16 protein-coding genes are annotated in these 19,909 nt (G+C 65.7%); 5 read left to right on the plus strand and 11 right to left on the minus strand.

Annotated features, from left to right (window positions below):
• Positions 1–14 precede the first annotated feature (14 nt).
• The 6 genes from OH799_RS17415 to OH799_RS17440 form a co-directional block, all read right to left on the minus strand.
• Positions 15–773 (minus strand): sirohydrochlorin chelatase, encoded by a 759-nt coding sequence (locus tag OH799_RS17415; protein WP_406281594.1) that lies wholly within the window; start codon positions 771–773, stop codon positions 15–17.
• The gene (locus OH799_RS17420; protein WP_406281597.1) at positions 770–2,011 is read right to left on the minus strand and encodes a uroporphyrinogen-III synthase; all 1,242 of its coding nucleotides are present in this window, start codon (positions 2,009–2,011) and stop codon (positions 770–772) included. The genes OH799_RS17415 and OH799_RS17420 overlap by 4 nt, the downstream gene beginning before the upstream one ends.
• Before the next feature lie 4 nt (positions 2,012–2,015).
• Complete coding sequence (gene nirD / locus OH799_RS17425; RefSeq protein WP_357266814.1) at positions 2,016–2,417, minus strand: nitrite reductase small subunit NirD; 402 nt, start codon at positions 2,415–2,417, stop codon at positions 2,016–2,018.
• Positions 2,418–2,481: 64 nt separating this feature from the next.
• A complete protein-coding gene (gene nirB / locus OH799_RS17430) occupies positions 2,482–5,007 on the minus strand; it encodes a nitrite reductase large subunit NirB (RefSeq protein WP_406281601.1) in 2,526 nt (841 codons plus the stop codon).
• Positions 5,008–5,036: 29 nt separating this feature from the next.
• Positions 5,037–6,494, minus strand: a complete 1,458-nt coding sequence (locus OH799_RS17435; protein ID WP_406282208.1) for a nitrate/nitrite transporter — start codon at positions 6,492–6,494, stop codon at positions 5,037–5,039.
• Positions 6,495–6,826: 332 nt separating this feature from the next.
• On the minus strand, positions 6,827–8,074 hold the full coding sequence (locus OH799_RS17440; protein ID WP_406281604.1) for an MFS transporter: 1,248 nt from the start codon (positions 8,072–8,074) through the stop codon (positions 6,827–6,829).
• A 65-nt stretch (positions 8,075–8,139) separates the two neighbouring features.
• Here OH799_RS17440 and OH799_RS17445 point away from each other — a divergent pair, with 65 nt between their 5' ends.
• Both OH799_RS17445 and OH799_RS17450 read left to right on the plus strand, forming a co-directional pair.
• On the plus strand, positions 8,140–8,811 hold the full coding sequence (locus OH799_RS17445; protein WP_406281607.1) for a FadR/GntR family transcriptional regulator: 672 nt from the start codon (positions 8,140–8,142) through the stop codon (positions 8,809–8,811).
• A 215-nt stretch (positions 8,812–9,026) separates the two neighbouring features.
• Positions 9,027–10,511, plus strand: coding sequence for an MFS transporter (locus tag OH799_RS17450; protein ID WP_406281609.1), 1,485 nt, complete (start codon positions 9,027–9,029; stop codon positions 10,509–10,511).
• A gap of 334 nt (positions 10,512–10,845) precedes the next feature.
• Here the strand turns inward: OH799_RS17450 and OH799_RS17455 are convergent, their stop codons facing one another.
• Together OH799_RS17455 and OH799_RS17460 are read right to left on the minus strand one after the other, a co-directional pair.
• Positions 10,846–11,271, minus strand: a complete 426-nt coding sequence (locus OH799_RS17455; RefSeq protein WP_406281612.1) for a cytotoxic translational repressor of toxin-antitoxin stability system — start codon at positions 11,269–11,271, stop codon at positions 10,846–10,848.
• A complete protein-coding gene (locus tag OH799_RS17460) occupies positions 11,271–11,684 on the minus strand; it encodes a prevent-host-death protein (RefSeq protein ID WP_406281614.1) in 414 nt (137 codons plus the stop codon). The genes OH799_RS17455 and OH799_RS17460 overlap by 1 nt, the downstream gene beginning before the upstream one ends.
• A 287-nt stretch (positions 11,685–11,971) precedes the next feature.
• Between OH799_RS17460 and OH799_RS17465 the strand changes: the two genes are divergently transcribed.
• The gene (locus tag OH799_RS17465; RefSeq protein WP_406281617.1) at positions 11,972–14,749 is read left to right on the plus strand and encodes a DEAD/DEAH box helicase; all 2,778 of its coding nucleotides are present in this window, start codon (positions 11,972–11,974) and stop codon (positions 14,747–14,749) included.
• Positions 14,750–14,950: 201 nt separating this feature from the next.
• Positions 14,951–16,303, plus strand: coding sequence for a 2OG-Fe(II) oxygenase (locus OH799_RS17470; RefSeq protein ID WP_406281620.1), 1,353 nt, complete (start codon positions 14,951–14,953; stop codon positions 16,301–16,303).
• A gap of 161 nt (positions 16,304–16,464) precedes the next feature.
• On the opposite strand, the gene OH799_RS17475 is transcribed toward OH799_RS17470, so the two are convergent.
• Positions 16,465–16,785, minus strand: coding sequence for a hypothetical protein (locus tag OH799_RS17475; RefSeq protein ID WP_406281623.1), 321 nt, complete (start codon positions 16,783–16,785; stop codon positions 16,465–16,467).
• Positions 16,786–17,097: 312 nt separating this feature from the next.
• Between OH799_RS17475 and OH799_RS17480 the strand changes: the two genes are divergently transcribed.
• Positions 17,098–18,330 carry a hypothetical protein gene (locus tag OH799_RS17480; RefSeq protein WP_406281626.1) on the plus strand — a complete coding sequence of 411 codons (1,233 nt, stop codon included), beginning with the start codon at positions 17,098–17,100 and terminating at the stop codon, positions 18,328–18,330.
• Between the two features lie 106 nt (positions 18,331–18,436).
• Here OH799_RS17480 and OH799_RS17485 read toward each other — a convergent pair whose 3' ends face one another.
• Together OH799_RS17485 and OH799_RS17490 are read right to left on the minus strand one after the other, a co-directional pair.
• The gene (locus OH799_RS17485) at positions 18,437–19,210 is read right to left on the minus strand and encodes an ESX secretion-associated protein EspG (protein ID WP_406281629.1); all 774 of its coding nucleotides are present in this window, start codon (positions 19,208–19,210) and stop codon (positions 18,437–18,439) included.
• A 96-nt stretch (positions 19,211–19,306) separates the two neighbouring features.
• Positions 19,307–19,894 (minus strand): hypothetical protein, encoded by a 588-nt coding sequence (locus tag OH799_RS17490; RefSeq protein ID WP_406281632.1) that lies wholly within the window; start codon positions 19,892–19,894, stop codon positions 19,307–19,309.
• Positions 19,895–19,909: the final 15 nt, after the last annotated feature.

Raw genomic sequence — 19,909 nt, forward strand, 5'->3', positions numbered from 1 at the left:
ACGGATTCGCGAACTCAGCGAGCGCGCGCCCGGACGATCTCGCGGGCGGCGGCCCGGTAGCGGTCGGCGATGAGCCGGACGACGGCCGGGTGCACGCCGATGGGTTCGGCGACGCCATCGGCGCTCGCTTCGTGCAGACGCTGCTGGAACAGGCCGTGTGCCAGCAGGTACGAGGCGATGAACACCCGTCGCGCGCCCGCGGCACGCAGGTCGGCGACCGCCTCCGGTATGCGGGGCGCATCGGTCGCGACGTAGCCGATGCGGACCGGTACGCCGAGGCGTTCGGCCAGCAACGCGGCCGCACGCCGAACGTCCTGCCGGGCACGGGCATCCGAGGAGCCCGCCGCAGCGAAGACCACCGCGTCACCGCGCTGCCAGCCCGCGGCGCGCAGGCGCATCGTCATGATCCGCGCCAACGCTGGATCAGGTCCCATGGCCGGCGTCACCACCACCGCGGGATGGGCACTCTCTGCCACTTCGCGTGGCACGTCCTGGTAGACGTGGTATCCGGAAGCCAAGAACGCCGGAACAAGCACCGTGGGAACGGCTTCCTCAGCCGGCGTCACCAGGTCGCGCAGCACCTCCGACGGCGAAGGGCCGAGCACGTCGACGAAAGCCGTGCGCACCCATGGTGCTTCGCCGGCCTCGGTGCCGGGCCCCGAAATCCCGGCACCGAGTTCCTTCGACACGGCTTCGGCGAGCGCCGCGATCATCTGCACACCCTTGGTGCTTCGGGTCCCGTGGGCCACCAGCACCAGGGCGGGCGAGGTCACCAGCTCCCCGCAGCCTGGATGTACCGCGGTGCCCGGGTCGGAATTCCGACACCGGGCACCTGCGGGCCTCCTGTCGCCTGGGGCCGTGAGTTGTTGTCGATGCACTCCGCGGGGTCCAGCGCGAGCCGGTATCCGCGTTTGACCACGGTCTGAATCGCTTTCGGTGCGCCGAGCCCGGCACGGAGACGGGCGATGGCGGTCTCCACCGCGTGCGTGTCGTCGCCGCCGCCGGGCAGCGCGGCGAGGAGGTCCTCGCGGGAGACCACCCGTCCGGGCTGCCTGGCCAACGAGCGCATCAAAGCCATCGGCGCGGGCGCGAGCTGGCGCACCCGACCGTCGACCACCACGCAGCCGCCCCGCACGCTGATGTTGTGACCCGCGGCGTGGATTCGGTTGGCGCGCCGCGGCAGTTCCTCGGCGACGTGGCGGGCAAGCGCACCGAGCCGAGCGCGGCCCGGCATCGAGGTGGGCACCCCGAGCTCTTCCAGCGGCGCCGCCGTGATCGGGCCGACGCATGCGGGCAGCACCCGGCCGCGCAGCGCGTACAACAGACCTTCGAGCAGCCCGGTCTCCTTGGCGCGCATCAACATCGACGCGACCGCGGGCGCGCTGGTGAAGGTGACGCAGTCCAGGCTGGAAGTAACGATGGACTCGATCAGCTGATCCATCGGCCCCCGGTTGTCCGGCGGCACCCAGCGATACACCGGGACCGGCACGACATCCGCGCCGGCGCAACGCAATACCTCACAGAAGTCGGGCACCGGCTCCCACTCGGTGGTCGCGCCGTGCAGCTGCACCGCGATTCGGACGCCCTCCACGCCCTCGGCGAGCAGGTGGTCGAGCACCTCCGCGGAAGACTCCGAGACGGGCGACCATTCTTCGCGCAGTTCAGCGGCACGGATGGCACCCTTCGCCTTCGGGCCGCGCGCGAGCATCCGGGTGACACCGAGCGTGCCGCGCAGATCCTCGGCCAGTCCCCAGCCTTCGGCCGCCTCCATCCACCCGCGGAAACCGATGCCGGTGGTGGCCACGGTGATCTGGGGTGGATCGGCGACAAGCTGCCGGGTGACTCGCTCCAGCTCGGTGTCGTCGGCCAGCGGAATGATCCGGATGGCCGGTGCGGAAACGGTGGCCGCCCCTCGCCGTTCGAGCAGCGTGGCGAATTCTTCGGCCCTTCTGGCGGCCGTGATGCCGACCGTGAACCCGGCCAGGCCGGCGCCGGTGTCAAGTGTTGTCATGCCGTCATCCATCCGAGGAGACGAGCCCGGATGGCACCGGCTCGTTGGAAATCGAAACGATGCCGTCGTCCACGCGCACCGCGTACACCGGCAGCATCGCCGATTCGTCGTCCAGGCAGCGCCCGTCGACCAGGGAGAACGCCTGCTTCAACAAGGGCGAGGCCACGACGGGCACGCCGCCGCGATCCCCGACGATACCGCGCGACATGACCGCGGCCCGCCCGATCGGGTCGATATTGCCGACGGCATAGAGCATGCCGTCGCTCTGCAGGAACAGCGCAGCCTGTTGGCCACCTTTCAGCAACACCGCAACGCCGCGGCCGGGAATCAAGTAGTCGAGCCGGCATGCGTGCGTCCACCCAGTGGTGGTTGCTGCGGCGATGCCAGGGGTATCGATCACGGTCATCGGTGTCATCCTCCAAACGCCTTACTCATTCGTACCGACGTTCTGTTTCCGTGCGGTTAAGCGGTCATTTCCCCGGCGTGGCGATAGGCACTTCCGGAAGTCCGAGCAGGACGGGAACCTTCCGCTCCCCGGTTTCGTCGAAGGAAATCGTCGGATCGGCCTCCTCCGGGGCATTGACGAACGAGACGAAGCGAGACAGCTTCTCTTCGTCTTCCAGCACAGCGGCCCACTCGTCGCGGTAGCCCGCGACATGCTGGGCCATCGCCACCTCCAGATCCTCGGCGATGCCGAGGCTGTCCTCGCAGATCACCTGCTGGAGGTATTCGATACCGCCTTCGAGCGCCTCCTGCCACGGCGCGGTGCGCTGCAGACGATCGGCGGTGCGGATATAGAACATCAGGTAGCGGTCGATGTACCTGATCAGCGTCTCGTCGTCGAGGTCGCCCGCGAGCAGCACCGCGTGCTTCGGGGTGAGGCCGCCGTTGCCGCCGACGTACAGGTTCCAGCCGTTCTCGGTGGCGATCACACCGACATCTTTGCCGCGTGCCTCGGCGCATTCGCGCGCACAGCCGGAGACCGCCAGCTTCAGCTTGTGCGGCGAGCGCAGGCCACGGTAGCGCTTCTCCAACAGCACGGCCATGCCGACCGAGTCCTGCTGGCCGTAGCGGCACCAGGTGGAGCCGACGCAGCTTTTCACGGTGCGTAGCGACTTGCCGTAGGCGTGGCCGGATTCCATGCCCACGTCGACCAGTCGCTTCCAGATCAGCGGCAGCTGCTCCACGCGCGCGCCGAACAGGTCGATGCGCTGGCCGCCGGTGACCTTGACATACAGGCCGAACTCCTTGGCCACCTCACCGATGGTGATCAGCTGCTCGGCGGTGACCTCGCCGCCCGGCATCCGGGGCACCACCGAATAGGTGCCGTTCTTCTGCAGGTTGGCCAGGAAGTGGTCGTTGGTGTCCTGCAGCGCGGCCTGCTCACCGTCGAGGATGTGGCCGCTCGAGGTGGAGGCGAGGATGGAGGCGACGGTCGGCTTGCAGATGTCGCAGCCGGTTCCCTTGCCGTACTTGGCGATCAGGGCCGAGAAGGTGCGGATGCCGGTGACCTGGACGATCTGGAAGAGCTCGGCACGCGACTGCTCGAAGTGCTCGCACAGCGCCTTGGACATCTCCACGCCGGACTGCTCGAGCAGCTTCTTGATCATGGGAACGCAACCGCCGCAGGAGGTTCCGGCGGTAGTGCACTTCTTGATGCCGGGAATGTCGCAAGCGCCGTCCGCGATCGCCCCGCAGATCGCGCCCTTCGTCACGTTGTTGCAGGAGCAGATCTGCGCGTCGTCCGGCAGCGCGTCCGCACCGAGCTCCGCGCCGGCGGGTGAGATCAGCGCGGCCGGTTCGGCGGGCAGCGGACGGCCGACGAGCGGCCGCAGCGCCGAGTAGGCGGAGGCGTCGCCGACCAAGATGCCGCCGAGCAGGATCTTCGCGTCGTCGGAGACGACGAGTTTGGCGTAGGTGCCCTTGGCCGCGTCGTGCAGCACCACCGAGAGCGCACCCGCTGTGGTGCCGTGGGCGTCGCCGAAGCTTGCCACGTCGACGCCGAGCAGCTTGAGCTTGGTCGACATGTCCGCGCCGGGGAATTCGCCCGCGCCGCCGAGCAGCCGGTCCGCGACGATCTCGGCGGTGCTGTATCCGGGCGCGACCAGCCCGTAGCACACGCCCTCCACGGCGGCGCATTCGCCGATGGCCCAAATGTTCGGGTCGGAGGTCTGCAGCCCGAGGTCGGTGACGATGCCACCGCGGGGGCCGACTTCGAGGCCCGCGTCGCGGGCGATCTGGTCGCGCGGGCGGACACCGGCGGAGAACACCACCAGCCCGGCCTCGATCACCGACTCGTCCGACAGCGTGACCTGCACACCCTGGTCGCCCGACTCGATCGAGGAGGTGCCGACACCGGTGTGCACGTGCAGGCCGAGATCGGTGACCAGCCGCTCCAGGATGGCGCCGCCCCCCTCATCTACCTGGGCGGGCATCAGTCTGGCGTTGAACTCGACCACATGCGGGGTGAGCCCGAGCAGTCGCAGCGCGTTCGCGGCTTCCAGGCCGAGTAGTCCACCGCCGACCACCACGCCCGACGCGCCGGGTCCGGCGGCTTCCGCGGCCGCGCGGATGCCGTCCAAGTCCTCGATGGTCCGGTAGACGAAGCACCGGGGGTGGTCGTGGCCCGGCACCGGCGGCACAAACGGGTAGGAGCCGGTGGCCAGCACAAGCGCGTCGTAGGCGAGAGTGTCACCGGCCGACGTGGTCACCTTGCGCGCCTCGCGGTCGATCGACTCGGCGCACTGGCCGAGCCGCAGCTCGACCAGGTCGTCACCGGCGTACTCGTTGCCGAGCAGCGCCAGCGCGCTCGCGTCCCAGGCGCCTACGTAGGACGACAGACCGACCCGGTCGTAAGCGGGCAGCGGCTCCTCGCTGAGGATGACGACCTGCCACCGGCCTTCGGTGTCACGCGAACGCAGCGCCTCGACGAACCGGTGCCCGACCATGCCGTGGCCGACGACCACCGCGGTCTTGCGATCGACTGTGGGGTTCATCTGTTGGTCCTCCTGGACTGGATCGAAGGTCAGGCGCGGGTCGACGAGCCGGCGGACTGGGACGAGCGGGCGGCTTCGGCGTCGAGCACGAACGCCTCGGCCCGCACCACGACATCGGGGTCCGCAGGGACGGCGCGCACACCGGGACGACGCAGGAAGATCGCCCAGACCACCAGCGCGCAGGCCACGTAGAAGGCCGTGAACACCCAGAACGCCGTGGTCGCCGAGGTAGTGGAGGCGTACGAGGAGCGCAGCACGAGGTTGATGGCGACGCCACCGAGCGCGCCGATGGCGCCGACGAATCCGATGAGCGCACCGGAGGTGTTCTGCGACCACGCGGCCCGTGCGGCGGTGGTGCCGTCCAGGCTCTTGGACTTCGCATCGAACACCGACGGAATGATCTTGGTGACCGATCCGTTGCCGATACCTGACAGCGCGAACAGCACGATGAATCCGACGACGAGGGTGGTCATCACCGGGCCGCTCGCCACGCCGCCGTTACGGTCCGCCATAGTGCTCGCCGTCGCGACCAGCACCGCGGCCGCCATCATGGCGCCGAACACGTACAAGGTGACCCGGCTGCCGCCGATTCGGTCGGCCCACTTTCCGCCGTAGGGCCGGGCCAGTGAACCGAGCAGCGGACCGACGAACGCGATCTGCGCGGCGTGCAGTGTGGCCTGCACGACGGTGTCGCCGCCGGCCTTGAAGCTGATCTGCAGCACCTGACCGAAGGCGAAGCTGTAGCCGATGAACGAGCCGAACGTGCCGATGTAGAGGAACGCGATCGCCCAGGACTGGGGCACCTTCAGCGCGGTGAGCATGTAGGACAGATCGGCCTTCTGATTGGGCAGGTTGTCCATGTACAGCGCGGCGCCGAGACCGGCGAGCGCGACGAGCACCAGGTAGACCGCGCAGATCAGCGAGGCGTAGCCGTTGCCGAGGGTCGCGATGACCAGTAGACCGATCAGCTGGATCACCGGAACGCCGATATTGCCGCCGCCGGCGTTCAGGCCGAGCGCCCAGCCCTTCAACCGCTGCGGGTAGAAGGCGTTGATGTTGGTCATCGAGGAGGCGAAGTTGCCGCCGCCGAAGCCCGCGAACGCCGCGACCACGAGGAACGTCCCGTACGGGGTACCGGGCTGGTTGACGAAGTACAGCGTGAGCAACGTCGGGATCAGCAGCAGGACGGCGCTGAAGACCGTCCAGTTGCGCCCGCCGAACCGCGCGGTCGCGACGGTGTAGGGAATCCGCAGAAACGCGCCGACCAGCGTCGGCATCGCGACCAGGAAGAATTTGCCCGCGGCGTCGATGCCGAACTTGTCGGCCGGCATGAACAGCACCATCACTGACCAGATCGACCAGACCGAGAATCCCACGTGCTCGGCGATGACCGACCAGATCAGGTTCCGCTTGGCGATGTCCTTGCCGCCCGCTTCCCAGGCCGCGACATCCTCGGCATCCCAATGCTCGATGTGCGGGCGCTGGATCGTCGTCTGTCCCAGCGCTCCCCAGCGGTTGCGCGTCAGCGTGCTCAACAGGGCCTCCCAAAATCGGTTGGCCCCACGGTAGAAAACGGGTATTGCCGAAATGCTGCGCGAAATGACCGTCAAATCAACGGTTGCTCACGATTATCCGAGAACAGGGGTGAGTTCCGGTAAATGTTTCCGGCATGTGACACAACGATTTCCGTGTGTCGACAAAGGGGCCGATTCCGAATTCGGCAGCCGGTGAGATGTGACGCGCACAGCATGCCCCGGTCCGCACACCCACGCAACTCGAACGGTGAGATCGCGGTGCGCCGCAATCTCACCGTCGAATATCACCAGGTGTCTTCGAGCATTCGCGGTTTGCATGCCTGCCAGGCACCCGCCAGCAAGACAAGCACCGCGACACCGAGCAGCGCGAACGGTGCGAGCCAGCCGCCGGTCGCCGTGTGCAGGATGCCGAACAGCAGCGGACCGACGCAGGCCACGGCGTAACCGACGCCCTGGGTGAAGCCGGACAGCGCGGCCGATCCGACTGCCGTGCGCGTGCGCAGGTTGATCAGGGTCAGCGCCATCGGGAAGGTGCTCGGACCGAGACCGAGCAGCACGACCCACAGGATGGTCGCGCCCATCGGCGCGATCAGCAGCCCCGCGAACGCGGCGAAGTACAACACCGCGCAGGCCACCACGACGAGGAACGGATTGCGGAACCGGGCGACCACTGTCGGCGCGGTGAGCGCCGCGACCAGACCGACCACGGCGAACAGCCCGACCATCGCGCCGCCGAATCCGGCATCAGCGCCCGCCTCGCTCAGGATTTTCGGCAGCCAGGCGAAGATGGCGTACGTGGTCAGCGAGGTCATGCCGAACATGCCGGACATGCCCCAGGCGATCGGCGAGCGCCAGACGCGTCCGGTCCGCGGTGCGGGCGCCGCCGTCGTGTCCGCGCGGTCTCGGCCGCGGCGGTCGCGCAGCACCCCGATCCACGGCACCGCCGCCGCGAAACCGAGCAGCGACCACACTCCGATCGAGACCCGCCACCCGTGCGCGTCGGCGAGTGGCACCGCCGTGAACGCGGGCACGACGGTGCCCAGCTGCACCATCATGATGTACAGCGAGCTGGTCACGGCGAGGCGATCCGGAAAGTACCGCTTCAGCAGCGGCGGGATCACCACATTGCCGATACCCATCCCCGCGAGCGCGAGCGCGGAGAACACGAGTAGCTCTCCGGTGCCGGACACCAGCACCCGGATCAGCATGCCCGCGCCCGCCATCAGCATGGCGGTCAACGCGGTGCGTTCCAGTCCGAGACGGCGAGCCATAACCGGGGTCAGCAGTCCGGACAGCGCGAACATGGCGGTCGGGATCATGCCGAAAACGCCGACCACAGCGGTGCCGTAACCGATCTCTGCGCCGATCCGCTCGGCCAGCGGGCTGAACGCGGTGACGGCGACCCGTAGGGTGAGCGCCGACATCACAATGGCGGCGAGGACCAGCAGGCGGCCCTCCGTCAGTGCGCGTCGACGGCGCTCGACCAAGACGGATTCCTGACGAACCTGAGTTTCCGGAAGGGTCGTAGTCACCGAGAAATCATAGGATGACCGGATGATGACGGGCAATGGTTTGTGACGGGCGGTACCCTGTCGGAGTGCAACCCGTCCGGCGAACCAGCCTCATCGCTCAGGTGACCGAGCAGCTGCGTGCCGAAATTCGTTCCGGCCGTTGGCCGATCGGCTCCCGAATTCCCACCGAACCAGAGCTCACCGAGCTCACCGGCACCGGCCGAAACACCGTGCGCGAAGCCGTCCAGGCCCTCGTGCACGCGGGCATGCTGGAACGTCGGCAAGGCTCGGGCACCTATGTGATCGCAGCCTCCGATCTCGGTGGCACTCTGGGAAAATACTTCGCCGACGCCGAGGAACGCGACATCCTGGAGCTCCGCCTGGCACTGGACACCACCGCCGCCGGGCTGGCGGCGCGCCGCCGCGACGACACCGACATCGCGAACCTGCTTCGCCTACTCGGCGAACGCGACAAGGTGTGGGAGGACGACCCGACCACCGCGATCGCCGCGGATGTCGAACTGCACCGCGCGATCGTCGTCGCGAGCCACAACACGGTGTACCTCGAATTCTACGATTCGCTGCTGCCTATCATCGAGCAAGTAATTCGTGCACGGACTTTGAAGTCCAGCGACTCCTATCCGGAGGAGCACGCCGAATTGGTGCACGCCGTGATCGATGGCGATCCCGAGCGATCCGCCTCGGCGGCGAGGTGCTTTCTCAACTCCTTGATCGCGGAGTATCCGGACGCGCGATAACGGCGAAAACCAGGCTCGCGAGGACACCAGGTAACCAAGTGGTCACCATCGGAATATTCCCGATGTGAGTCCGATTTGCCTGGAACGTCACGGAGCGCCACCGGGACGCAACAACCGGCTCATACCTTTGTCTCGACCGTAGCTAGGCACTCGACAGCCGCCGGCGGCGCTTTCGCCGCGATGAGGGCCGGTCGAGCCGAATCGAGAGGAAGCCGATGACCGCCGTAGTAGCTGCCACCGGCCAGCAGTCGCCGACAACGACTTTCGAGTACCGCAAACGCGGACGCTGGCTCGACCACTGGGACCCGGACAACACCGAATTCTGGGAATCCGGAGGCGCGAAGACCGCCCGCAAGAATCTGCTCTTCTCGGTGTTCGCCGAAAACCTCGGCTTCAGCATCTGGGTCATCTGGGGCACCGTGGTCACCAGCATGGGCGCCGCGGGCTTCGGCTTTCTCGCCGGACTCGGCAGCGGCAACCCGACCGCGGTGAGCAACGCGCTGCTGCTGACCTCGACGCCGACCCTGGTGGGCGCGGCGCTGCGGATCCCGTACACGTTCGCCATTCCCAGGTTCGGCGGCCGAGCGTTCACCGTGTTCAGCGCGGCGATGCTGCTCGTGCCGACCCTCGGACTGGCCTACTTCGTCAACCAGCCCGGCACACCGATGTGGGTGTTCATGGTGCTCGCGGCGCTGGCCGGTGTCGGTGGCGGAAACTTCTCCTCCTCTATGGCCAACATCAACTTCTTCTTCCCAGAGGGAAAGAAGGGCTCGGCGCTCGGCATAAACGCCGCGGGCGGCAACCTCGGCGTCGCGCAGACCCAGCTGGTGCTGCCGCTGGTAATAACCCTCGGCACACATATCCTGGCCAAGGACCCCGCTGGCTATCGCTTCGGCATCACGCTCTCGGTGCTGGTCTGGGTGCCGTTCATCCTCGCGGCCGCATTCGGGGCGCTGCGTTATATGGACAGCATCAGCACCGCCAAGTCCGACGGCAAGTCCTACCGGCTCGCGCTCACCAACCGGCACACCTGGGTGATGGCGATCCTGTACATCGGCACCTTCGGCTCGTTCATCGGCTTCTCCTTCGCCTTCCCGACGCTGATCAAAGCCAACTTCCCGGACCTGGCCAAGATCGGCTGGATCACCACGCTCGGCAACCTCGCCTTCCTCGGCGCGCTGGTCGGCTCGTTCAGCCGTCCGTTCGGCGGCTGGGTGTCCGACAAGGTCGGCGGCGCCAAGATCACGTTGTACGTGTTCGGCGGCATGGCGGTATCGGTCGCGCTGATCATGGCCGCCCTGCAAATGAAGAGCTTCCCGCTGTACCTGATCGCGTTCCTGTTGCTCTTCGTGCTGACCGGCGTCGGCAACGGCTCGACCTACCGGATGATCCCGACCATCTTCAGCGCGGAGTCCAAGAAGTACGCCGCCGAGCACGGTCTCGACCTGACCGAATCCGCCGCCTCGGCCAAGCGCCAGGCGGGTGCCGCGATCGGCGTCATCGGAGCGGTCGGCGCCTCCGGCGGCTGGCTGTTGCAGCAGGCGCTGCGCCTGTCCAACACGAACTACCACAGCATGGCACCCGCGTTCTGGGCCTACGCCGGAGCCTTCCTGGTGATGGCCGGCGTCACGTGGTGGTTCTACCTGCGGTCCACGTTCGCCATCCAGCGAGTCCCCTCGCTCGCCTACGCGAAGGTGTAACCGCCGCGGCGTGTCCCGCGATCCATATAGCGCGGGGCAGGGAGCGCAATGGCCGCCGAGACCTTCCGGCAGGCACGCGCCCACCGCACAGAGACCGAACGTCCGCCGTCGCCCGGGTGTAACCCGGGTCCGGCAACGGGTCCCGGCCTGCACCGGGACGACGACGGACGTTCGGTTTCGTCATGCGCCAGGCCGGATCGCGGTTTCCGTGCCGCGGGCGCTTCTCCCCCCATCATCGGGTCGGCGCGGACATCGATATCGCGATCTGGTCGTCGGTGCCGGATCCGGCTCCCTGACCGCGCGTCGGCATTGCCGTGCTGAGTCCGGTTACAGTTCAACTACCTTCGGTCCAGAAGCGCTGAAGGCGAGCAATCGCCTGATCCTTGCTCATTGCCGCGATCACGTCCGCGCCGATTCCCACTCGATGGATCAGCAGGTGCACGACATCCGCTGGCAGCGACTCGCGCGGTGGCTCCGGGATGCCCCGATTCGGCACCACGTGCTCGAGCACGCACTGCCAGAACGTTTCCTCGGTGACATCGAGTTGGTCCCGAAGAATATGCGACCAGAGGGCAGCGCCGTAGCCTGTGCGATCGACCGGATGGGAGATACGTGTGCGCAGTATCCTTCCGTCCGGAAGTCCGAATTCGTATGTCACGTGGTGGGTTCCGGTACGGCCACGCGCATCACGCACCTGTTGCCAACCCTCCGCCTTGCAGAACTGCTCATGCCGATCCCGCGTGGGTTCCGGCCATGTCATCAGGCGGCTCCGAGCAACCAGTCGCGCAACTGCGCGTCGTCGCTGAGGCCGATCAACTGCACAAGACCCCAGTTCTCCCGGTGGTTCGGAGCCGTGCGCAATCGGCCTTGCCAGTCGTCGGCGTACTCACGGAGCGCAAGGATCACCTCGTCCACCGCTTCGTCGAAGGTGGCGCCGTCTGCGGCGATCGGAAGTCCCGGCAGAAACACCGACCAGCCCTCGTTCTCCGCCACTACCTCGGCACCGGCGGCACACAGCTTGGTCAGGGCATAACGTAGGCGCTCCGCATCGACCACCGCCGCGTATTCGGTATCACGACGAACAGTGGCGACTCTCCCCTGTCCCGCAGCATCCAGCAAATCTTTCAGGTGTGCGCGGGCTTCGGTGTAGCTCTCGTAATGCACGGCAGACATGGCACCTCCATCGACTACATCCAGCATCCTGGACGCCTGTCAATACGTCAAGTACTTTAAGTACGTCGAGTACGCGTCATTCGCCTGACGTGACCCGACGTCCGTCGTCGCAGGCGCCCAGCACAGAAGAGCCGCGCGCACCCGCGTTCTCCGTGTCTGATCCCGACGAAACCCCTGCCGGAAGTTGACCTTTCGAAGGGTGATCGGTTGTCGTCGCCGCGGTCGGCTATCGTGGCGGCGTCGTTCAGTCTCGTCACGTCGAGTCACCGGCAATGGTGAGTGTCGGCATGTTTCAGTCCACGGAGGTCGCGGTCAAGTCGATGGACAACGATGGTGACAGTCCCGCGGCAACAGGCAATACGCCAGTACTTCTCTGGTTGAAGATCGCAGATCCATCAACCGCGCTTCCGGTATATCCACCCGGCACCGACGTTCGGGTGCTACTCCCCTCGGATGGGCGCTTCGCCGACTTGAAACGTCAGCTTCTCGCCGCCCGAGTGCCTTTCCGTGAGGTCGGTTACCTGCTGGAGCAAGAATCCGTCAGCACGCTGAACGAACAGGGTCACCTCACCGTGGCTGTCGCACCGTCCGGTCCGGCACGGATGTCCGCACAGAAGCGTCCCCCCATCACAGGGGCCGCGGCGGAAGCCGCACGCGATGCGTTCGAGCTGATGTGGCACAGCCATGCGGCTGCCGATGGCGCGGTAGTCCGTCCACTTCCGATAGAGCACATCGTGCCGCCCGAATGGGTTCGATTCCTTCCCCATCCGCTGGTCAATCCCGCACAGGCCGAAGCGATTCCGCACATTATCGGCAGCGATGAGCACCTGATGGTGGTAGCGCCGACCGGAGCCGGCAAAACCGTCATGGGCATGGTCGCGGTCCTACGCACAGTCTTGGAGCAACGGAGGAAGGCCGCCTGGCTGGTACCACAGCGTTCGCTCACCGATGAGTTGAACGATGAACTCGACAGCTGGCGCCGACGCGGACTGCGTGTCGAACGGCTTTCTGGTGAGTATCGGGTTGACGCGCAACGTATTCGAGACGCGGACCTCTGGGTGACAACTACCGAGAAGTTCGAGGCCATCTGCCGGACCTCCTCGCTCAAGGAGGCGTTGGCCGAGGTCGGCTGTCTGGTTGTGGACGAGATCCATCTGCTGGGCGACGCGACCAGAGGACCGTTCCTGGAGGCGATTCTGGCTCGCGTGCGCGGTACGGACTCATTGATCCGGATTATCGGACTGTCAGCCACCGTCGCCAACGCCGACCAACTCGCGGCATGGATGCACGCACGGACGGTTCGGGTAGCCTGGCGCCCCACTCAGCTGACATGGCAACTACCTACCGTTCCCAACAGTGCCGACTGGAGTTTGGTCGAAGCCGCCAAGGCACGGCTGACCACTGCCATCACTCACATGGTGGCGGCTGACCGCGGTAGCGTGCTCGTATTCTGCGGCAGTAAGCGCAACGTCCGCCGCACCGCGTTGATCATCGCGGCCAGTCGAGGCGCCAACGTCTTCGGCGTCGACCCCGACGACACCGACGTGGTGCACAAGGTCTGCGCGGCAGCCGGTGTCGGCCTGCACTACAAGGGTTGGGAACACAAGCGGGAGGCCGAAAAAGGTTTCCGTGCACGCGAATTGAATGTCCTTGTGGCCACCTCGACTGTGGCTGCCGGAGTGAACATGCCTGCTCGTGCGGTGGTCGTGCAAGATACGGAGGTCGGGCTCAAAGCCATAGACGTCGCGACGGTGCAACAAATGTTCGGCCGCGCGGGGCGTGTCGGTGCCGGTGAGCGCGAGGGATGGGCGTTCCTTCTCGTCGACGAGACCGAACGCGCGACCTGGCAACGCAAACTGCTCGCGGGATTCAGGGTCGACTCGCAGATCCAGTCGAGCCTGCCGGAACATCTTCTGGCCGAAGCTACCCAAGGCCGAATCCGTTCTGTGGCAGAGGCCGAGCACTGGTGGGTGCAAACGCTGGCCTACCACCAGGGCAGCCGGGATATGACCCCGCTTCGACATGCCGTCCGGTTCTTGATCGATGGCGAGTTTCTCACAGAGACACAAACGTCCGACGGCGAGCTGATGCCCTCCGAACTGGGCCTGCTGACGGCGCGGCTGATGGTGTCGCCGCAAGTGTGTCACCAGCTGCGTTCGACTCTGTCCGAGTTCGGCGTGCCGGAATCCGCACAAGCGGCTGAGGACCTGTTGGTCCAGACAGTCGCCTCCCATGTACCGAAACTCGCTCAGGCGGGAATAAGTGAGGACCTCAAGCCGCTCGCTGTCAGATTGAAGCTCGCCCGCGGAGTGGTCACGCATCTCAGCGACAACAATCTGGCGCGCTCGACTGAGGGCGCTTTCGCCTACCGCCCGGGTGACCTGGCGAGCGCAGCAATGCTGACTGTTGCCAACTCTCCGACCGAGTTCCATCAAGCCGCCCGCACCATCAGCGGAATTCCTTACGCCACGATGTATCCGATACTCGAGGAAGCGCCCCGCTACCTTCATTGGTTGGGCTGCCAGGGATTTCTGGGTACCGTGCACCCGTGGGTGGCGATCGTTGCCGCTGATCTGAGCAGACGGATCCGATGGCGGCGGTGCCAGCCACCTCGGGGTGCCGGTCGTCTGCTGTGGATGTGTGAACAGATGGCCACCCCCGCACACCTCGACGACGTAGTACCAGCCCTCTGGCAGGCAGCCAGGGCGCGCGCGCTCACCAATCCGGACTGGTCGGAAACCGGCAGACCAGAAGCATGCCGGCTGGACCAGCCGGAATACGCAGCGCTGCTGCGCGATCGCGCGACCAACACAATGCTGGAAAGCGCATCGGACGAGATGCACCTGATCGGGCCGACCACAGCCGCACTCGCTGTGTGGTGCGGAGCAAACTATGTGGTCAGTGCAACGACACAGGGAAGGGCAACAGCCGGTTTCCCGATAGGTGATGCGCAAGAGCGAGGATCAGCGATATTCACGTGGCGTGGGGACTACCGTGCGCTCGGCTGGCTCGACGGGTACTCACAGTGTCAAGTCACGTCAGATCACACCTCCGCTCTGACGTAGAGCACCTGTTGCTGCGCTCCTTTCCGCCGCCGTCGATCGACGTAGATGCCTGGATCGACCATTCCTACGAGGACGGCGTAGACCGGCCCGGGTCCGGCCGATTCACAGTCCCCGATGTTCCGAATGTGCGGCATCGGGGGCTGGATCGTCGGTGGGCCCTGAGAGGATGCCCGCGAACGTTGTCGAATATGGGAGAAGTGCATGACGGACGAGACTTTACGGGTGATCGGCGAGCTCATGGGTTCGGTGCCGGGGGCGGGTTCATTTGCTGCGCGTCGGACGGGCTCGGCGGAGAACCTGGTGATCGAGGTAGATGGGGTGGGGCCGATCCGGTTGCCGGTGACGTCGGCTCAGGCGCGGCGACTGTGCGAGGTCGCGCGGCCAGCGCGGTATGGTCTGCGCGAGCAGACCCTATTGGACGCGAATGTGCGCGACACATGGGAGGTTCCGCGGGACCGGGTAACGGTCGACGAGCGGCAGTGGCGCGAGACATTGCTGCCCATGCTGGACATACTGCGGGCCGAGCTAGGTCTGGTGCCGGACTGCGAGTTGTCGGCGGAGCTGCATTCGATGCTGGTGTATGAGGCGGGACAATTCTTTCAGCGCCATCAGGATTCGGAGAAGGCCGACGGCATGATCGGCACGTTGGTGGTGACTCTGCCTTCGGCGTTCACCGGCGGGGAGCTGGTGATCGAGCAGCAGGGGATGAAGGTCACCGACCAGGGTTCGCCGGAGGAGCTGTCCTTCGTCGCGTTCTATGGCGACTGCGAGCATGAGGTGCTGCCGGTCACCGACGGTTTCCGGATCACGCTGACCTACAACCTGGTGGCGAAGGGGCGTACCGGCCCCGACGCCGCCGCTTTCGCCATGCATCCGTCGGTCGCGTTACTGGCCGAGCAGTTACGCGCGCATTTCACCACACCGGTGGAATTGCCGACGTGGCGTTCGCACCGCGAGCCGAAACGCCCACCTCGTCAACTCGTCTACCTGCTGGATCATCAGTATTCCCAGCACGGATTCGGGTGGCATCAGCTCAAGGGCGGCGATGCTGCCCGTGCTGGGATGATGCTCGCGGCGGCCGACATCGCGGGATACGACACGTCGCTGGCGCTCGCGGAGGTCGAGGACTCCTACGAGGAGGATTACACCTCGTGGATGTTGATCTATCGTCAGCGTTGGGAGCGCGTTGAGGACGGGTGGAAATGCGTCGAAAGCGCTGACATGGAGTTCGATGAAGACGGGGACATGGTGGAGCCTGTGCCCGATGACCCCGCGAGCCTTCCGGTGCGCTCGAGCCTTCCTTTGGTCCCGGGATCGGAAGATCTCGGCGAGCTGCGCTGGTCGACCATCACATTGACGTGGCTGATCGACCGGTCAGGGGCGGCTGGTGAGCCCGTTGCGCGGCAGGTTTGGGATGAGGAGTTGTGTACGGGCGCATCGAAGTCGACGCTGGAGCCGTTCGCGTCGGAAATCGAGGGTTACATGGGCAATGAAGGAAACACCGCCAATTTCTGGTATAGGCGCGCGGCGATCATCATCCGGCCCCGTCAGTAGAACGGCCCGGCAACTTCATGATCATCAAAGCCTGTGCCTGCCTCACCAACAGGGCTCAGAACAGCGCCTATTTCCGCGACCTCTAATCTCCCATTCTGGTATTCCGGCCGGTGGCGGTAGCGGGCCCAGCGGGAGAACCGGCGGATCTGCTCGGTGCGCCGTCACGCCGGTAACTCACATACGTGTGCGAGGCCGCGAGCGGCCATCACATCGAGCAGGCACGTACGCGGGGTCGCCATCCCGGTCAGGTGCCCACATACCGTGAACACCATGTGTGCCTCTGCGCGGCGACACTCATCTATCAGATCTATGAATGCTTGCGGCAATGTCGCGGCTAGCGGCTCCCGTTCTCGGAAGACGGCCGCGAGTTGGTAGCCACGTTCGCGAGCGGAGGCCTGCATCCGCTGCTCGCACGTGGTCAACTCGCGTCCAGCAAGATCCAGCCGGATGTAGCCGTACGCCAACGGCAGGTTCACACTCATCGGTTGCGGCCCGCGCCCCTGAGGGACGCCATCCGCAACTGCAAGCCCACCCACCACCCGCACAGCGCGTGGAACACCATTTCGTCTCATCCTCACAACGTTCCGACAGATCGTCACCGATCTGCTCGCGGATCGTGCCGATTCGGTGACTGGAGCGGTCAATCGAGACGAGCATGGCCGACTACCAGCAGCCCTGGCATCGGTAACCCGTAGGTGGCAGGGCAGTGGCAGCCTTCCTGAGGACCTACGGCACCTGGAAAATCAGTGCGTAGCACGATCGCCAGGTGTTCTCCGGTATCCACATCATGGAAAATGACGACCATCATGGAGAACGACGAATTCGCGAACTTGATCGCAGACAGGGCGATCGGCTCGACCACGCTGGTCGAGCCGGGTTCTTCGGTAGTAGAGCGCGTCCCACCGGCATGGCGCCCGATCGCGTCTTCGCCTCATGCCCACATCCGGTGCGAGCTGGCGCTAGCGCTGTGGAATCTTGATTTCCTGCTGGTAGTGCCGCGGTTCGCCGCAGCTTTCCAGCGGGACGTTGTCGACGTGCGGGTGGGACTGCTGCGCGGCGACTGGGTGCTGTACTACGCCATCCGGCGGCGTTATCGGCCTTTCCTGCTGCGTATCGGCTGGCACCCGGAGACATTCGGCGCCCACAATCCGCCGCACTGGGGCTGCATTCCGGAGCCATTGCAGTTCTTCCTCAACACGATCCATACCGGGTTCACCGCGCCGGACGGATCGTACGGACCGCTCCGGCCCCGTGACATGGAGGTGTACGAGGACATTCCCGAGTGCGACTACCGCGTGCGCAACTGGGACGCCGAGGCCGACGTGCCGAGCGACCGGGTGATGCTCCTTGCCAAGGCCAGTGGCATCTTCAACTGCTGTGTGTCGCCGGACTTTCCGTCCGGCACGATGGGGCGCGAAGCCGACGGCAATATTTCGCATGCCGAGGAGTTCGGCCTCTGCTTCGACGAATTCCTGAGCACCGGATTCGACACCGACACCGACATCGACTTCATGGCTGAGCAGCAGGCCACCGCGTCTGCCTCGAGCAGCCAGGCGCTCTCGATAGCTCCCGCCGCACTTCGGGCCGCAGCGGCGAGCGTCTCTCCAGTGGCACGAGCGGTCGGTGTCGTCCCGAAGCTCACCGAAGCCGTGGCACGTCACCGAGTTGACGAATGCCTCGACGAGCTCCTGCGCTATCTGCCGGGCCCTGTGTCGCTCGACTACCCGACCGGCCGTGGAACCGTGGCGCCGTGCGACGACGGCATCGGGACCGAGTACCCGGTGCTGAGTCTCAGGCTGAGGTGTCTGCTCGTCGGCCCAGCGGGGCATGAGACCGCGCAATATCTCGGGCTCATCACCGGCATGTGCCGCCACCTCGGATGGCGGGTCGACGACCCCGCCGACGGGCCGTCGCGGCGCCTGCGCACCCCCGATTACTACCGATTCATCGTCACGGACATCGGAGGCGCAATCCAGATCGACGTCGAGTCGCCCGGCTTTCCCCGAACCGCCGCGGAGCGCTTCTGAGTGAAGATCGGGTTATCGGTGCCTGATCATGACCTGACCCCTGTGGTTCGGTCCGGGTGGACCGATCGACGGGGTCCCGTCAATCAGCCGCCTGACCGCACGGTGGTCAGTACGGCAGGTGGACACCGTCGCGCACTTCTGTGACCGTTCGGGTGATCATCTGCTGCAAGGTGGCGGTGATTCGTTCGGCGGTGGTGGGTTTGATCGTCAATGTGTGCGTGCCGAAGGTGACGTAACGGCCGTCTTCTTCGACGTCATTGACCTGGAAATCCTTACGGCCGTGAGTATGCCGATTGTCCACGCTGCCCATCGCGTACACACCGACATGGCCGATCAAGGTCATCGCGCGGGTGAAGAACTGCTCGAACTCCTCCCGCGGTGTCGGCCGCCAGGTATCGCGGACCGGCGGCCGTGGCTGCCCGAGCTCCTCGGCCGAAAGCTGCAGTTGCTTACCCCGTCCTGCGACGCGGCCGGGGAACACATCGACCACCGCCCGCGCCACCGCACCCTGGGACAGCAACGTCAACACCACATCACCGCCGTGCTCATGGTCCAGACCCGGTTCCTGCACCGCGACCGCGCCGTGCTGGTGATACACCCCCGCATGCGCACGCAGCTTGCGGTCCCGGCGGGCTCCGACGAACCCGGCGAGCTCCACCCGGGCCTCCGGTGCCAGCAGCACTTCGACCGCGCGCAGCAGATCGTCGCCGATGTGCGGGCGCAGGGACTGCGCCGCCGCCTGCCGCAACCGCATACTCTCCGACCGGAACTCCGTAGTGTGCTGGTGCTGCAATGGATAAGGCAACACGTCCCGGCCGGTGGATTCCCACAGGGTCCGGAATTCGAGCGCGGTGAACCGCCAGCTCTGCACTTCAGACATGGGGGATATCTTTATCGCGCAGGGTTGTCACCGACTGCTCTGGATGCGCCCGCTCTGGCAGACGACCTGCTTGTCTCCCTCGCCCACGAACCTCCCTCATCGCGTGCATCCTGCGCACGGGTCGACCTCCCATATCGCCAGCTCGGACTGCCGAGAGGGAGTGCCGTCCCACGGATGGTTTTGGAAGTTCTTGTCGCTGAGGAAGGCTCGATACGGCGGACGGCTAAAACCCCAATTGGTGACGGACAGTTCGGCTGTGCGCTGTGCGACTTCGGTGCCTTTCAGCGCATGAGCGATATCGGTAGCGGCCGCGCGAAGATCATCAGGACCGGTTGAGCCGGGAACGGTGAGGTCGACATGGACGTAAATTTTCCCGGGCTGATCATGAATGTCGTTCATGTCCACTGCAAAAAAACACGTGCCAGCCGGCAATTGCAGCTCAGATATTATCGCCGTCAATTTCTTCTCGTCCTGATCGTGCGACACCACGTCCTGCACAGCGACGCACTCGACTGCGCCAACCGGCGGCTTAGGAATCGGCATTGTCGTCACGCTCGGGTTACTGTCCGAACTGCAGCCGATGAGTGCACCCGAGGCGGCAGTAACCACGGCGATCGAGGCAATTCTCAGCAAAGAATATCGAGCGAAAGGAAATACCGGCGTCACGCGGCTTTCTTGGCGCACTTGACAGTCTCTCTT

Origin of the sequence: Nocardia sp. NBC_00881 (genome assembly GCF_045207455.1) — a bacterium.
Lineage (GTDB): Bacteria > Actinomycetota > Actinomycetes > Mycobacteriales > Mycobacteriaceae > Nocardia.